Consider the following 14988-nt stretch of genomic DNA (forward strand, 5'->3'; position numbering starts at 1 on the left):
TCTAATTTCAGAATCGTATAGTATGTATTTATCTTCAAAGAGAAAAAAGAGAATAGTTAGTTTGTGATAGTTATCACAGACATACATCCGAACGACTGGAATGTCTTTGGGGTACCGGGGATATGGTGATTCATCGTTATTATGAACGCAAACTGAAAAGGGAGCTGAAAAATCTTCCGCATTCAGTGTGTTTTATGATAACCGATGATGATATTGCCGGGGCCCCAATGAAACCAGAAAAGGTTGCGGGATGGTGTATTAAATTTGGCATTTCTGAAATTATTTTTCACATTGACACCGATTCTGTAGAGTCTATTTTAAAATATATTGATACTCTAAAAGAGATATCCAAAATTGCTGAGCTTACTTTATGCTATGAAGATAAGACGGAAGTTTTGGGTAGTGGTGCGCATGTTTCTGTTGCAATCGGAAAGAGCGGACGGGAAGAGATAATAAACGCTATTAAAAAGATGGCGGCTGATGGTATAAATCCCGAAGATGTCTCTGAAAATACAATAGAGTCTTACCTTAACTTTAAATTTGAGCCAGACCTTGTCATAAAAACCGGTGGCAGTCATCTGACTGATTTTTTGATATGGCAATCTGTCTATTCAGAATTATTCTTCTCAGATGTAAACTGGAAAGAATTCAGAAGAGTTGATCTTTTAAGGGCTCTTCGTGATTATCAATTGAGAAAGCGCCGTTATGGCAAATGATTCTCTGAGAAACGCTGATCGTAGAGTCTTACTCCACGTAACAGATCAATCTTTCTAAACAAAGGCCAGTATGGTGCGCAGAAATATACTGCGGATTCATTCCCGTTTGCAAGCCACGGGAGAAAATTAGAGGTTCTTTTTTCATTTCCGGTCCTTATTATAAGATCTACTTCGGGCAGATTTATCTCGCGATAGAGATTTTCTTCTATTGTTTTATTGTCTATTTCTTCAGGCTTAATTTTTCCTTCATGAATACTGCTTAAAATTGACTTTGTCGCACACAAAATCTCATTTCTGCCGCCATATGCTATCGCAAGGTTTATTGTAAAGGCTGTATAATTTCGCGTCAGTTCTTCGACCCTTTCTATCTTTTCAATTAAGTCCTTAGGCATTATGTTTCTGTCACCTACCATCTGGATACGGATTTTGTTTTTATGCACTCTTTCATCCGATGCGGCGGCAATCGCCTTTTCTGCAAAAAGATCAAATAATTCACGAAGCTCCAACTCTGATCTCTTAAAATTTTCAGTTGAAAAGCAATAGAGGGTTATGTGTCTGACACCAATTTCACGTGCCCAGTCAAGAACCTTCTCGGTTGTCTGTGCACCAAGCCTGTGACCTGAAGCAACATCTATCCCCATCTCTTTTGCAAATCTTCTGTTTCCATCCTGGATTATTGCAATATGACGCGGTATGTGTCTGATGTTTTTTAAGAGATGCTTCTCATATAATTTATCCACTAATTCTCTTGGCTTAAAAATCACTTTACCGGAGTCACCTCTACAATCATACCATCGTTTGGATATCTTTCAATTATCTTTTTTTCGCCTGGAAAATCATCAGGGAAATCGGTTAAAAGCCACCATGAAAGCTCAATATGATCGTCTGTTGATTCATACATGTCTTCTTCCAGGTCCTCAGGGATTTCTCCTTTAGGTACCCAATAGCCATAGACTACTGTTCCGTCATCTGTTATTTCATCAAAGGATCTTACAGTATTTTTAGCTATTCTTTTAAGCCTCTCGCGAAGCTGAACGGAGTCTTTGAAGGTTGAAGAGCACCAGTGAACCTTTTTATCAGCTGAAATCAGTTCTTTTGCCCACTCTTTGGCGCCAGGGACTGCGTTATGATAGTCATCTTCAAGGCTGTAACCCATCTTTCTCATTTCATCAGCGTTTGTCTCGCTCCACTCAAGCTCGTTTATGTTAAGGTAATCAAGATATGGAAGAGCAGGTATCAGATATTCAAGACCAGGAAGAGAGGGAACTTCTATTGTTACTTCAAAACCCATCTCTTTTGCAGTCCTTATCGATTTCATATAATCTGTAGATAAAATATCTTTCCATTCCTCCTGAGGCGGATGCATTCTTATTTCATCAACAAGACCTTTTAATTTTGACAGAGTATTTTGATCCGGCGCTGTTCCGGTATAAAGGTGGATGTGGTGCTCTTCACCAAACTCTTTTTTCAAAAGCCGACAGCAGTAAATAACCCTTTCAAGCTCCAATAGCGCCTCTCCGCCGGTAATACCGGTTCCAAGCGCACTCATCATTTTTGCCTCTTCAATTATATCCTGAGGATCTTTTACCGGACGGTCATTTGCATATGTTACGTCTTTTCCTTTTCTCTCATAAGATATCGGACAGTACCAACAATTTTTTTCACACTTTCCAGTGATGAAAAGAACCATTTTGCCGCCTTTATAACACTGCTGACATCCCTTACTGAGCACCTGCACTCACCGCTTCAACAATTCTTTTGGTGACAAATTCGCGCCCCAAAGCCTCCAGGAACCAGCCGGCACGTGGGCCACGTTCTTTTCCAAGAATTGCCATGTAAATGCATGTAAAAATATCTTTTGGATTAGTATCTGCCTCATCACCTGTTTTATAGACTGCATTATGAAGGTTTTCGGCATTCCATTCAGAAAGTCCCTCCATCTTTGAGGCAAGAATTTCAAGAGCATATCTTTCCTTGTCATTTATGGAATACACTTCCTGCGGAAGTTTTTCCTGAACAGTGAACTTAACCATATCAGGTGCATATTTTTCAATCCATATTTTTGCACGCTGTGCACGCTTTAAGACTGCTTCTTTGTTTTTTACATCATACCCGCTTCTTTTTAAAACATCAATTATTGCGTTGTCGTCTGTTGCTATCTGAACGACTGTCACCAGATGTCTGAAAGGAATATCTGTTGCAACACTGGATATTTTTGAAAGCTCATATTCGCGGCTGTCTCCTTTTTCAGCCACTTTTGCGTATTCATCAATAAGTGTTAAAAGACCCATTCCAGGATCAAATGTGATTGCCTTTTCCGGTTTGCTTCTTGCAATTAAATATCTTAAGACATCAGGCGGAACAATCTCAAGCATTGAATCTATTGTAATTGCAACTCCGGTTGAGGATGCCATTGCACCTTTTCCTTTAAGGCTTATCCATTCATATGCAACAGGATATGGAGGCTTTGATTTGAATATTTTATCAACAATCTCTTTTCCTGTGTCAAATGAACCTCCCGCTGCAGAGTGATCCTTTCCAAAGGGCTCAACTGTAACATTTAATTTTGCCCAGCGCATTGGCCAGTCTACACGCCATACAAGCTTTCCTTCGCCTTTTGAGTAGTCACATTCGCCCTCATATCCACACTCGCATCTGTATTTTACAATGTGATTTTTTGGATCGTGCCCCAAAATCTCAGCATTACTTATTTTTTTGCATTTTTTACATATCGGGTAGAACGGTACCCAGTTGTCCGGGAGTTTTCTTCTTGAAACACGCTCCAGTATCTCTTTTATCTCTGCCGCATTTTCAAGAACTGTTTTTATCTCCTCTGTGAACTTTCCTGATCTATAAAGTTCGCTTGAACGAAGAACTGTCGGCTTTACATCAAGTTCTTCAAGTGCTTTTAAGAAGGGTTCAAGAAAATGCTCTGCATAGCTTTTGTGCTTTCCGCAGGGGCATGGAATGTCGCATATTGGAAGACCTATATATTGTTCATAGCTTTTTGGAAGGAATGGATACACTTTTCTTAGAGGGTCAAAGTCATCGGCATTGTAGATAAGTTCAGCATTAAGACCTTTTTTTATCATCGCCTTGTAAACAAGATCACCTGTTACAACTTCTCTCATGTTTCCAATATGAATCGGCCCGGAAGGTGTAATTCCGGTCGCTATTAGGTGTGATGTGTTCTGCATTACTTCAGAGGCGCAGACATCCGCCCAATGCACTTTCTCAGTATTGTTTCCACCTGTCATTTGCATGTGCCTTATATATTATCAGTATTAGATTAACAATATGTAGGTTTGAATAGTCCTAAGCTATAATACGATTGCATTCAGAAAAAGAGATAATTATATTTAAATAAAAAGCCATTTAATTGCCTGTTGAGTATGCAGATTTGAATAATTACCAGGGATTTTGTAAATTATATGAGATTTATTGAAGATGAAGAAGGACTTTCTGAGGTTGTTGGCTTTATTTTAATACTTGGTCTCCTGGTTATGGCAATGTCTTTATATGTTGTATACGAGGTGCCCAATAAAGGACGCGAAAATGAAATAGAACATATGAATGATATAAAAAACCGTTTTGTTGATTACAAAATATCACTTGACTCCATATGGATAAATTCTGTTAGCTATAATAATCAGGTTTTAGTTGAAGGCGACAGTCAATTTTCTGTATATGGGGTGAATCTTGGAACATCATTTGATTTGGGAACAAGTGGAGGAACCTATTCAGGAGATAATAGCATAGTTCCATTTTTTACCCCTTTACCCTCTTCAGGATATATGGAAGCAGATGAAAATCACGGCAATATTGAGATTTTAGTTAATAGTCAGTCAATATACAATGAAACTCTCGGCTCTCTGAATTATATATCCTATAATAATTACTGGATCGATCAGCAGTATTATTACCAGATGGGGGGAGTTTTTTTGAGGCAGGATAGTGGAATTACAGTCAGAGTGTCTCCTATCTTTTCAATATATAATGTAAGTGGAAAAACTGCTATTCAAATAACACCAGTAAAAATCAACGGCATGAGAACCGTAAGTGGTTCCGGCTCACTTAAGGTTGACTCAAGGCTTATGCAGACTCCACAGATATTCTCTGAAACACAGATTGTCGATAATCTAAAAATTGTTATCACCTGCTCTGATAATTATGAAGCCCTGATGTGGGAAAAATACATTTCTCAAATCAGACGGGGAAATAATATCTATGAAGGTTACTGTACAATAACGCGTCTTGATAACACAGTTACTATAGAAATATCAGGTCCTGGCGAAGGAGGAGTTTTATTTGATTTGTATAATGCTGAATTTTCAGTTGATCTTGCAAATGTTGCATCCGGAATAACCTGAGGTTTTTATGAAGATAAACATTATAATTCCTGATGAAAATGGCGTTTCAGAACTTATAGGTGTCATTCTCCTAATTTCTCTTGCAATTGTCGGAGTTTCGATGATAGCAGTTGTTTTTTTCTCAGGCGAATCTCAGATTGCTATTCCCCAGGTTGAAACTCTCGTCGGAGATGATCCATTATTAAACAAATTTTATATTTTTCATAACGGCGGCGACAGTCTTAATTCAGGAGATTATAAAGTGTTGATTGATCTGGGATCCGGTTACACAGATAAAACTTCAGAATTTTTTTTGGAGGGAGGAGGAACCGAGTGGTCGGCAGGTGAATCTCTTGTTTATGATTATAGCGCCAATGGAATAAAACCTGTTTCTGCATCATTGATATACATTGGAAAAGGACAGGAATCACTTCTTTCTTCAACTCCGCTTTTATATTCAGGTGAGGGAAGTTTATCAGGAGTGACAGGAGATCCGGGAACAGGAATAATATATAATATTGATGAGGATATTGTTGTAAATCCTGTAGTTATAGATGACAGTCAATTAATAAATGGAAATTTCCTTGTTAAAATGAATAATGAAATTGCTGCCAATATAAATGAATCAGAGGGATTTATAGCAGACACTGTTCATTATGTGATATATAATTATGATGATGTGAATAGAAATCCTTTTGTTGGCGTGATGGCAAAAAATCAGACCATATCCGGTCTTTTTGAAGCAACTCTTGTTAAAAACTCTTTGAATGCAATGAGTTCTGGAAGCATGCCATTTAATATTACATTGACAATTATTGCATATAATAACACAAATGAAGATATGATTTATTCAACTTCAGGAAAGTTTATAGCAGTTCATTAGGTTTTTTTTATGTTCAGGAATTTAGATGCTATCACTGATTTAGTCGGCGTCATAATACTTATTGCCGTTATTGCTGTTGTAATTGGATCTGTTGGAATAACATTTCTGTCAGGGATTAGCAAAGATACTACTCCTGCTGTTTTAATAAGTCATGAGCTTGTTGAAGATGAGTCTGGAAAATATCTCTATCTAAAAAATGAGGGTGGAGATACTCTTTACAGAGAGGCAACAATTATTATTGTAAATGGTGAGGAGGCAACATCCTCTTTTAAGACGCTTTCAGATGAGGACTGGAGTTTACTTGAAAGCAGTGATGAAATAAGAATGGCATGGAATCGGCCAGAAATTCCTTTTGTGGCAATTTTAAGCAATCAAAATCCTGATAATCCGACTGTCATATATATGGATGAAAACGCAGGAGTAGTTCCAACACAAACTTCTACACATACACCCACACAGACATTGACACCAACTCCAACTATAACAATTCCACCTGTGGCAGACTTCATTGGGTATCCTCTATCAGGAAAGACAATACTAAGTGTAGATTTCACTGATCTTTCAACAGGTTCACCCACATCATGGTTCTGGAATTTTGGCGACAACTCTACCTCAAATGCTCAGAATCCTCTACATAATTACACAGAGGCCGGGAATTATACAGTATCACTTACTGTTACAAATGCAGGAGGCTCCGACATAGAAATAAAAACCGGCTATATCAATGTAACGCTGTCTTTTGTAGATTATATAATCAATGAGAATGTTTTTGTCTATGGATATCAACTAGAGTTTGAGGGAGGAACGGTTACAGGTTCAGGTTCTACAATTGTTGTAAAAGGTGGAGGGATTACTACAGAAGATCTTAACGGAGGAGCGTCTCTTTCTGCTTCAAATATATATATAGACGGGCCGGTATACCTTGACGGAGGGAGTGCAAATCTGGGTTCAGAGGAATATCCAGGTGTAATTGCGGTAAATGGAGATGTTACTTTGTGGAGCGGGGATCGTGAGGTATATGGTGATTTATACGTCAACGGTGACTTTGCCATAAAAGATGCAAATATACACGGGGATGTTTATGTAAACGGCAATTTGGAACTGGGCTGGACTCCCAGCTTTGATTCTGCCTCCAATATTTATTACACAGGGACTATAACTCATCCCGGATACTACCCACAGAATATTCTTGACAGGTGTATAAAGGTCGATTCTGTAACAGTCATTGATATGCCTGATTATGAAATCCCGTCGGCAAAAACTTCTGACTGGTACACCTCAAGAGAATATATGTCAGGTGGAACACTTTCTGACGGTCTGAAGATATATGCAGATAGTTACTCTTCTTCGGGCTGGATATCCTCAGCAGAAAATGTTGTGATTGTTGCGGCAAATGGAGATATTTCACTCACAGATCTGGGTGATAGTTTTGTGACAGGGATTTTGTTCGCTCCAAACGGAAAAGTTACTTTTGACGGAGGCGGAGCGACATTTGAAGGAGTTGTCATTGCAAAAAATGGCTTTTTTGTTATAAGCGGCGGAACGAATGTTGTATTCAGAAATTTATCTGATTATATCTCAGATTCTGACAATTATCCATTCTGATAATTAGAATTTAATATATTCTTATTATATTAATATTTTCAATCCCAAGTTTGCCACCTGACCAATATGATTCTTTGCTATTTTGTATAGGTGAAATTTGACCGGTTTAAGTTTTTAATTCAGTCACAAAATTTTGTGAATCTATCAGTTGGTTTAAGGATTCTGTTACAGGCCAGTAGAGAAAACAGATGTCTTGATAAAAGTTTCAAAAACTACACACAATTAGCCAAAGAGCTAAATTATTGTTTAATTTAATTCACATGAAAATTACTTCGTAACTTACATGAAACTGTTGCAGAAAATATAATTTCATATAAGTTTATTGTGAAAAAAATTATTTTAAGATATCAAGGGTAACAAAATTTATTGTCCCAAGTCAGGCAAAAAACATAAAAACAATTTTTTTATTATTTCTTTTTCTTCTCTTTTTTTGATTTTGCCATTGAAAGAATATCTACAATATATTTGTCGTCAGAACCCATCTGCATAATCATATCATCGCCTTTTGCAAGCTTTTCGATATTAAGCTCATATGAACCGGGGCTGATGACTCTTATGCTTTCAATTCTGTCATATATCTCTGTTTTTTCTTTCTTTTCAGGTTTTATCTCAATTATTTCTTCATTTCTTTCTTCAGCAAGCTTTTCTATAGATTTCTCTTCCAAAACATCTTTATGGACATCATCGCGTCTGACATAAAGAAATTTTTTGCCGCCGCAGCTTGGACAGCCTTTTAATATTTCAGTGGAGCCTTCCTTAAACTCCCTTCCACACTGAGTACACTTATGCGGCATTTACTTCTCCCCTATTTTTAAGATTATTCAAATTTATCTTGAAGATACCCATGTGCTTATGAGATCTTTGTCCTTTTTTAAAGTCTTCATCTGGTTTGCAGGCCCAATAACTGTCAGACGACCTGTACTGCTCTCTTTTTTTCCGAAGATGCCGCCAAAAAGACCGCCTGATTTTGTGTGCTCGCTACTGCCTGCAGAATATGTCTCCATCTCAATTCCTGCAAATCCGTCAGGGGTTATTTCACGCATTGTGGTCTCAATAAGAAGGCTTTGTTCATCAGGAGACAGGCCTTTTTCAAGAACAACAACATTTCCTTCCATAACCTCATCCAGAATAAGTCTTATCTTTTCAAGAGTTGTCAGATGATCAAGACGTTCTGAAGAGATAAGATCAATTTGTACACCCTGAATCATCCAAATCACCCAAAGTATTCAATCATTTTTTCATAAAGCTCTTCTACATTATTGCCTTCAAGACCTGAAATGGATATAACCGGATGCTGTGGAAAAGCACTTTTAATTCTTGCCGAAGATGCATCTGGAAGATCATTTTTGTTTGCAACAATGATTACCGGAAGATCACGACTTTCTATGATTCCCACAAGCATAATATTTACCTGAATAAAGGGATCCTGTGTTGAATCAAGCATGTAGATGACACCATCAATATCCTCACGAAGCCAGTGCATAGCTTCTGCAACGCCTTCTGTTGCCTCACGTGCCCTTACAACAGCCTCGTCCTGCTCAATTCCGTATTCTAAAAATTCTTTGTAGTCAATTTTTGTAGTAACTCCGGGAGTGTCCACAATATCAATGTTTATTGAATTTCCCTTCTCGTCAGATATTTTAACTCCTTCTTTTCGACGTGCACGGCGTGTTTCATGCGGAATTTCACTTACAGGCCCTATTGCATCTCCTGTCCAGTCACGCACAATTCTGTTGGAGAGAGTGGTTTTTCCGGCATTGGGGGGACCATAAATACCAATTCTCATCTGCTTTTTCTTAAAAAGCCCGGTTATTATTTTTGAAAACTTTTGTCTCGTTCTTACGAAAAAATTCATAGCATTATATCTCCGTTTTTATTACTTTTAGATGGTATATCTATAATGTACAATATAGAATAATATCATGTCTTCTTTTGGTGAATAAGATTTCTATTAGGTTGTGCTGTCATTCATAACAATCTGGATATACATTTTGTCTTTAATTATTATTTGGATTTTATGAAAAAAAAATGTCATTACTCTTTTATACTGACAGGATCATAGGATAGTTTGTAGCCCTCTCTTCTGCAATGAGAGGTGAAATATGCCTTAACCGGGCAGAAGACGGAGGTGATCATATGAGTGATAACAGAATTGACACAAACCACTTTAGTATTGATGTTCCTGTAAAGGAAGTCATGAGATACAACCCTGTCACTATAAGTTCCGAAGCAAACGTATGGAAGGCGGCGGAAAAAATGTGCCAGAACGGAGTGGGTAGTTGTATAGTCTTGCAAAATAATATACCCAAAGGTATTGTCACAGAAGAGGATCTTACATGCAAGGTTGTCGCACTTAATAAAAAGCCGGCAGATGTTTATGTAAGTGAAATTATGAGCACCCCCCTTATTACAATAGATTCTGAAAAAACAGTAGGGGACGCAACTCATATGATGGTCAAAAACAAGGTGAGAAGACTACCCGTTGTTGAAAATCAAAAAGTAATAGGTCTTGTCACAGTACGTGACATACTTTCTGTCTCAAATGAACTAAACGAAATAATGTCTGATCTAATAAAAGTAAATCATAATTATGATGAGGCAATGACCGGAGTATGTGATATCTGTGGAAAGATGTCAGACAGTCTTACAGCTGAAGACGGAAGGCTTGTCTGCCCCGAATGCAAACAAAGTGACGATACTGACTGACATTTGGGAACTAAATAAAACATCAATTTAAAAAAAAATTAATGAAAACAGGAATTAAAATAAGGAATTTGAAAATCAAAGAAAAACCTTATAAAAGACATGATAAAGTAAGGATGATAAAAAAAAACCTGTTAAATCAATGCGAATCAGGTAAAATTCTTAATACCCCCCCATGTCTTTTAAAGCTGAAAAAATAATATCTTCAGGCAGGGTTTTTCCTGTGCATAAGAAACTGAAATTGAAACATACCGGGATTATTTACAGTGCATAAACCTCTGTCCGGTATTTATAAAAGGAAATGATTTCATGCAAAAGGATGTGAAAAACCACAACTATGAACTATTAAATATTGCCACCCGTGATGTTATCTCAGTCTCTCCGACAACCAGCATCATAGGTGCTGTTGAATTGATGACCAAAAAGGGATTTCGCCGACTTCCTGTAACTGACCCCGGAACAAACAAAATAATCGGAATTGTAACAGCAGGAGATATCATTAATTTTATGGGAGGCGGTGAAAAATTCAATCTGGTCTCCGGAAAGCACAAAGGAAATATTATTGCGGCATTAAACGACAGCGTTCGTGAGATAATGAGCACTAAGCTTTTGACTCTTAAGGAGAGCGCCAAAGTCATTGATGTCGCGGCAACAATTGTCAACAAAAAATGCGGAGGTATCCCAATAGTTGATGATGAAGGAATATTAAGAGGAATTGTCACAGAAAGAGACATTTTAAAAGTTTTCTGTGAAACACCGAATTATCTTTCTGTCTCAGACATAATGACAAAAAGTCCGCATGTAACTTCACCTGACGCAACAATATGTGGTGTTACAAGAGAGATGATCAAGAAGAAATTCCGCCGACTTCCTGTTGTTTCCGATGATGTCCTCTTTGGGATTGTTACCGCAATGGATATTATGAAATATGTTGGCAACGGGGATGTCTTTAAGGAAATGGTTACCGGAGATGTATCAGACGTCATGTCTGTCCCAATTAGAAAACTCATAAATGGGGATTTATATACAACATCTCCTGATGAGAGCATAAGCAGGGTTGCACAGGAAATGATTGGAAAAGGAGTAGGAGCACTTCCTGTAATTGAAAATTCACACCTTATAGGTGTGATAACAGAATTTGATCTTGTAAAAGCTCTATCTATTGAGAAAAATCAGGGTTAAATGAAGACTAAAATTATAAATTTAAATTTGAAGGAAAATACTAAAAAAGCGACTTGCAAAAAAAATTGTAAATAAAAAATGTCAACCGGGAATGTTATCTATCACAGGAAGATTACGTATTCTAAGGAGGCAAAAATCAAATCCTGATCTATTAACAGGTTTATTCACCTGGCGCATCCATCAGAAACAGAAAGATACAAACCGGCAATGATCTGGAAAATGGTGCAGGACTTATATTTACAGTCATATTCTGCTAAACTCAAAAGAATATGTCTTATAAAAAGGCACTATGTGAAAAAAATCAGTTCAACCGGCCTTATCTTTCAGGCGCCATGAGTGGTAGAATGGAGAAAAGACAGAGAACATGTCAGAGAATAAAATTAAAATAACCTATTAGAGGTGAAAAAAATGAGTGAAAAATTACTGATAAAAGATGTTATGTCAAAACCTGTAACTATTGCAAAATCTGCAGTAATTACTGAAGCTCTCGATAAAATGCTTGATTTGGGCGTAGATCCCCTGATTGTAACAAACAACGGAGGTGTTGCCGGCACAATATCCAGAAAGTCAATTGCAGACATTTTGGGAAGCAAAAAAACCTCTGCCATTTCTCCAACAAAAATTCATGTGGCAAACAGGACAGATGAGAATTTCACATCAGCATATCCTGATCAGGATGCAGAATTATTAATTCCACTGCTTCAGGAGTACAAAGTTGTTGTAGTACTTGATGAGGAACACAGGCTTGTTGGAAAGGTGGATGCAACTGACCTTTTATCAGTTATGCTTCCCGAAGCATCGGTTGAAAATATTATGCAGATAGCCCATACAATACATCCTGGTGAGCGTGTAGTCCATCTTAGAAGAAAAATGATGGATGAAGGCGTAACCAAATATGTGGTTATTGATGAGGAGAAAGGAGATGTTGTCGGAGTTGTCACCGAAACCGATATTGCAAAATCGATGCGCAGTTTCCGTGAGAATGTCGGAGATAACCATCAGGAGTATCAGGTCAGAAATCTGTTTGTAAACGATATTATGACAAGCCCTGCACTTGCTGTTGATGTTGAAACAGACATTGATGCAATAAAGGACTTAATAATTACAAAAAAGATAAGTTCTGTACCTGTTTTAAAGGATGGAAGACTTGTAGGAATTATTTCAAAAGATGCACTTTTAGTTGCACTTTGAAAGATGCAAAGGAAAAGCTAATTAAAAAAACTAAAAATCCTAATTTTTTTTTGCGCTTTTAAAATCTCTAAAATCTGAAGAAGAATTCCGGGACTCATCAAATTTAGTCTTTTTACTTAGTCATTTCTTAGTCTTTTCAAAAAAAAGTTCATGAAATTATATTTCATGCAAACTTATTATGTAAGGTACGAAATAACTTTCATAGCTAATTATTAATCTAAGAATTTAATCAGGAAACATAAGGTAGATTTAACCGGAGATACAGATGAAAACAATTAATTCTGCAATTCCAGAAAAGGATATTTCAAAACTACTTGAAAATATGAGCCACACAGGTTTTCAGGGGAGAAAACTTGGAGAGTCACTGGGTGTATGGGAACATATGATAGAAGATGAATCATGCACTATATTGCTTGGGCTTTCAGGGGCGATGATTCCCGCAGGAATGCAGGCATTACTGTGTGAGCTTGTAAGCAGGCGTTATATTGATGTGATTGTATCAACAGGCGCAAATATGTTTCATGATGCCTGTGAACACTTAAATGTACGTCATTACCGCGGGCATCATAATGTTGATGACACTGAACTCTTCTCAAAAGGAATAGACAGGATATATGATGTTTTTGCATACGAAAATGAGTTTCGTGATGTGGATTTGGCAATATCCAGGTTTGCAGAAGAAATATCTCCATACTGTGCATCATCATCAGATTTCACAGAAAAGCTTGGCAAATGGCTTCTCATGAAAAATCCAAAAGGAAAATCAGTTCTTTCTGAATGTACAAAGGCAGGCGTTCCCGTATTTATTCCGGCAATATGTGATTCATCAATAGGGATAGGACTTTTAATGGCAAGAAGAAAAGGAGCTGATATTTCTGTTGATCAGATTGCAGATGTAGATGAGATTACTAGAATTGTCGAACTCTCAGACAGAACCGGAGTAGTATATGTCGGCGGAGGCGTTCCTAAAAATTTCATTCAGCAAACGCAGGTAATCGCATCCATTCATGATGCCGGAAAAGAAGGGCATCATTACGCCATACAATATACAACCGATTCCCCGCACTGGGGCGGACTTTCCGGATGCACTTTTGAAGAGGCAATAAGCTGGGGAAAAGAAACACCGGACTGCAGAAATGTTCAGTGCTTCTGCGATGCGACAATAGCACTTCCTGTTGTAGTATCAGGTCTTGTATCCAAAAATCCGATCAGGAAAAATATACCGGATGTCAGAAAAATGACTGGTGCAGGACAGAAAAATTAGCTTTTTTATTTAGCAGTAATAACTCATTTAGCAGTACTAACTCCATACCAGAACATATTTTCTTTTAATTTAACTGTTTTTTAAATTCAAATGGTTTTGTTGCAGTTTAAACAGATATTCATGATTGAATTATTGAAAAAACATTCATGAAACAAATTTTTCATGGACCGGTTTCATGGTAAATCACGATTAGATTATTGAAAATTAATTAAATCAGAAAAATCATAAAGATAATTTTTTATAACTGCGATAAAGCAAATGTTTCATGAACTTTTTCTTGTATGAAGAACAATAACAATATTGCATTTACCATCAAAATCACTTTGTGATTTACATGAAACTGTTGCATGAAGCCTTAGTTTCATGAACGTTTTTTCTAAATTCTCTGTAAAATCTACAAGAGGACAATTGTTAAACCACAACCCTTAATAGTAAATCATACCCATCTATATAAGCAACATTCATGGAGCAACACATATCTTTGGTGTTGCGAGTGTCGAAAGATGCGAGATTACTCTGTTGAGGTAGCCAAGCCAGGCATGGCGCGGGGTTGCTAACCCCGTGTCCCTTGGGACTCGGGGGTTCAAATCCCTCCCTCAACGCTTTCGAGCAAATCTCACTGTGAGGCAATTGAATGGAAGAAAAAGAGATTAATTACTTTGTTAGGATTGAAAACGCTGATCTTGACGGTACAAAATCAGTCCAGATTGCTCTGACAGGACTTCCGGGAATCGGGCTTCATACCTCTGTAAACATTGCAAAAATGGCAGGAGTAGATCCCCTTGCAACTCTCGGTCTTCTTGATGAAGAGCCGGTCGACCGCATTCGTGAGGTTATTGCAACCTACATAGAGCGTGTTCCAACCTGGATGCTCAATCGCCAGAAAGACTACTATTCAGGAGCCGCAAAACAGCTTTTGGGTTCAGACTTAAACATGGCGATTGATGATGACATCAACCGTATGAGAAAAATTCGCTGTTACCGTGGTATCCGCCACGAAACAGGTCAGAAAGTTCGCGGTCAGCGCACAAAATCCACAGGCAGGCGCGGAAGCACTGTCGGTGTCAGCAGGAAGAAGAAGTGAACGGTGGTATA

15 protein-coding genes and 1 tRNA gene are annotated in these 14988 nt (G+C 37.7%); 10 read left to right on the top strand and 6 right to left on the bottom strand.

Annotated features, from left to right (window positions below):
- Positions 1-227 precede the first annotated feature (227 nt).
- A complete protein-coding gene (locus L1994_RS07630) occupies positions 228-716 on the top strand; it encodes an undecaprenyl diphosphate synthase family protein (RefSeq protein WP_341275786.1) in 489 nt (162 codons plus the stop codon).
- On the opposite strand, the gene uppS is transcribed toward L1994_RS07630, so the two are convergent.
- From uppS to lysS, 3 genes are read right to left on the bottom strand one after another with little or no spacing between them, the layout of a single operon-like run.
- Positions 704-1456 carry a polyprenyl diphosphate synthase gene (gene uppS / locus L1994_RS07635; protein WP_278098856.1) on the bottom strand — a complete coding sequence of 251 codons (753 nt, stop codon included), beginning with the start codon at positions 1454-1456 and terminating at the stop codon, positions 704-706. The two genes, L1994_RS07630 and uppS, sit on opposite strands and share 13 nt — an antisense overlap.
- Positions 1457-1476: 20 nt before the next feature.
- Positions 1477-2448, bottom strand: a complete 972-nt coding sequence (locus tag L1994_RS07640) for a radical SAM protein (RefSeq protein ID WP_278098857.1) — start codon at positions 2446-2448, stop codon at positions 1477-1479.
- Entirely contained in the window at positions 2438-3973 is a 1536-nt protein-coding gene (lysS, locus tag L1994_RS07645) for a lysine--tRNA ligase (RefSeq protein ID WP_278098858.1), read from the bottom strand. Before lysS ends, L1994_RS07640 begins: the two co-directional genes overlap by 11 nt.
- Positions 3974-4147: 174 nt before the next feature.
- On the opposite strand from lysS, the gene L1994_RS07650 reads away from it, so the two are divergent.
- Genes L1994_RS07650 through L1994_RS07660 form a run of 3 tightly spaced genes read left to right on the top strand, consistent with a single transcriptional unit; the run spans position 4148 to position 7553 of the window.
- The gene (locus tag L1994_RS07650; protein WP_278098859.1) at positions 4148-5086 is read left to right on the top strand and encodes a hypothetical protein; all 939 of its coding nucleotides are present in this window, start codon (positions 4148-4150) and stop codon (positions 5084-5086) included.
- A gap of 7 nt (positions 5087-5093) precedes the next feature.
- Positions 5094-5948: a type IV pilin N-terminal domain-containing protein gene (locus L1994_RS07655; protein WP_278098860.1), complete on the top strand. Its 855-nt coding sequence runs from the start codon at positions 5094-5096 to the stop codon at positions 5946-5948.
- A gap of 9 nt (positions 5949-5957) precedes the next feature.
- Positions 5958-7553, top strand: coding sequence for a PKD domain-containing protein (locus L1994_RS07660; protein ID WP_278098861.1), 1596 nt, complete (start codon positions 5958-5960; stop codon positions 7551-7553).
- A gap of 407 nt (positions 7554-7960) precedes the next feature.
- Here L1994_RS07660 and L1994_RS07665 read toward each other — a convergent pair whose 3' ends face one another.
- From L1994_RS07665 to L1994_RS07675, 3 genes are read right to left on the bottom strand one after another with little or no spacing between them, the layout of a single operon-like run.
- Entirely contained in the window at positions 7961-8347 is a 387-nt protein-coding gene (locus L1994_RS07665; RefSeq protein ID WP_278098862.1) for a Zn-ribbon domain-containing protein, read from the bottom strand.
- A gap of 33 nt (positions 8348-8380) precedes the next feature.
- A complete protein-coding gene (locus L1994_RS07670) occupies positions 8381-8761 on the bottom strand; it encodes a DUF2073 domain-containing protein (protein WP_278098863.1) in 381 nt (126 codons plus the stop codon).
- A 5-nt stretch (positions 8762-8766) separates the two neighbouring features.
- A complete protein-coding gene (locus L1994_RS07675) occupies positions 8767-9408 on the bottom strand; it encodes an Era-like GTP-binding protein (RefSeq protein ID WP_278098864.1) in 642 nt (213 codons plus the stop codon).
- Positions 9409-9689: 281 nt separating this feature from the next.
- On the opposite strand from L1994_RS07675, the gene L1994_RS07680 reads away from it, so the two are divergent.
- From L1994_RS07680 to L1994_RS07705, 6 genes are all read left to right on the top strand, one after another.
- The gene (locus L1994_RS07680) at positions 9690-10259 is read left to right on the top strand and encodes a CBS domain-containing protein (protein WP_278098865.1); all 570 of its coding nucleotides are present in this window, start codon (positions 9690-9692) and stop codon (positions 10257-10259) included.
- A gap of 306 nt (positions 10260-10565) precedes the next feature.
- Entirely contained in the window at positions 10566-11438 is an 873-nt protein-coding gene (locus L1994_RS07685; RefSeq protein ID WP_278098866.1) for a CBS domain-containing protein, read from the top strand.
- Between the two features lie 408 nt (positions 11439-11846).
- On the top strand, positions 11847-12629 hold the full coding sequence (locus L1994_RS07690) for a CBS domain-containing protein (RefSeq protein WP_278098867.1): 783 nt from the start codon (positions 11847-11849) through the stop codon (positions 12627-12629).
- Between the two features lie 265 nt (positions 12630-12894).
- A complete protein-coding gene (locus L1994_RS07695; RefSeq protein WP_278098868.1) occupies positions 12895-13893 on the top strand; it encodes a deoxyhypusine synthase in 999 nt (332 codons plus the stop codon).
- A gap of 518 nt (positions 13894-14411) precedes the next feature.
- A tRNA-Ser gene (locus L1994_RS07700) sits at positions 14412-14495 on the top strand.
- A 32-nt stretch (positions 14496-14527) separates the two neighbouring features.
- Positions 14528-14977 (top strand): 30S ribosomal protein S13, encoded by a 450-nt coding sequence (locus L1994_RS07705; RefSeq protein ID WP_278098869.1) that lies wholly within the window; start codon positions 14528-14530, stop codon positions 14975-14977.
- Positions 14978-14988 lie beyond the last annotated feature (11 nt).

Origin of the sequence: Methanomicrobium antiquum, assembly GCF_029633915.1 — an archaeon.
Classification (GTDB): Archaea; Halobacteriota; Methanomicrobia; order Methanomicrobiales; family Methanomicrobiaceae; genus Methanomicrobium; species Methanomicrobium antiquum.

Excerpts from the sequence above, each read along its gene's own strand:
- L1994_RS07630 (WP_341275786.1), top strand. The coding sequence starts at position 228 with ATGAAACCAGAAAAGGTTGCGGGATGGTGTATTAAATTTGGCATTTCT.
- lysS (WP_278098858.1), bottom strand. The coding sequence starts at position 3,973 with ATGACAGGTGGAAACAATACTGAGAAAGTGCATTGGGCGGATGTCTGC.
- L1994_RS07650 (WP_278098859.1), top strand. The coding sequence starts at position 4,148 with ATGAGATTTATTGAAGATGAAGAAGGACTTTCTGAGGTTGTTGGCTTT.
- L1994_RS07655 (WP_278098860.1), top strand. The coding sequence starts at position 5,094 with ATGAAGATAAACATTATAATTCCTGATGAAAATGGCGTTTCAGAACTT.
- L1994_RS07660 (WP_278098861.1), top strand. The coding sequence starts at position 5,958 with ATGTTCAGGAATTTAGATGCTATCACTGATTTAGTCGGCGTCATAATA.
- L1994_RS07665 (WP_278098862.1), bottom strand. The coding sequence starts at position 8,347 with ATGCCGCATAAGTGTACTCAGTGTGGAAGGGAGTTTAAGGAAGGCTCC.
- L1994_RS07670 (WP_278098863.1), bottom strand. The coding sequence starts at position 8,761 with ATGATTCAGGGTGTACAAATTGATCTTATCTCTTCAGAACGTCTTGAT.
- L1994_RS07675 (WP_278098864.1), bottom strand. The coding sequence starts at position 9,408 with ATGAATTTTTTCGTAAGAACGAGACAAAAGTTTTCAAAAATAATAACC.
- L1994_RS07680 (WP_278098865.1), top strand. The coding sequence starts at position 9,690 with ATGAGTGATAACAGAATTGACACAAACCACTTTAGTATTGATGTTCCT.
- L1994_RS07685 (WP_278098866.1), top strand. The coding sequence starts at position 10,566 with ATGCAAAAGGATGTGAAAAACCACAACTATGAACTATTAAATATTGCC.
- L1994_RS07690 (WP_278098867.1), top strand. The coding sequence starts at position 11,847 with ATGAGTGAAAAATTACTGATAAAAGATGTTATGTCAAAACCTGTAACT.
- L1994_RS07695 (WP_278098868.1), top strand. The coding sequence starts at position 12,895 with ATGAAAACAATTAATTCTGCAATTCCAGAAAAGGATATTTCAAAACTA.
- L1994_RS07705 (WP_278098869.1), top strand. The coding sequence starts at position 14,528 with ATGGAAGAAAAAGAGATTAATTACTTTGTTAGGATTGAAAACGCTGAT.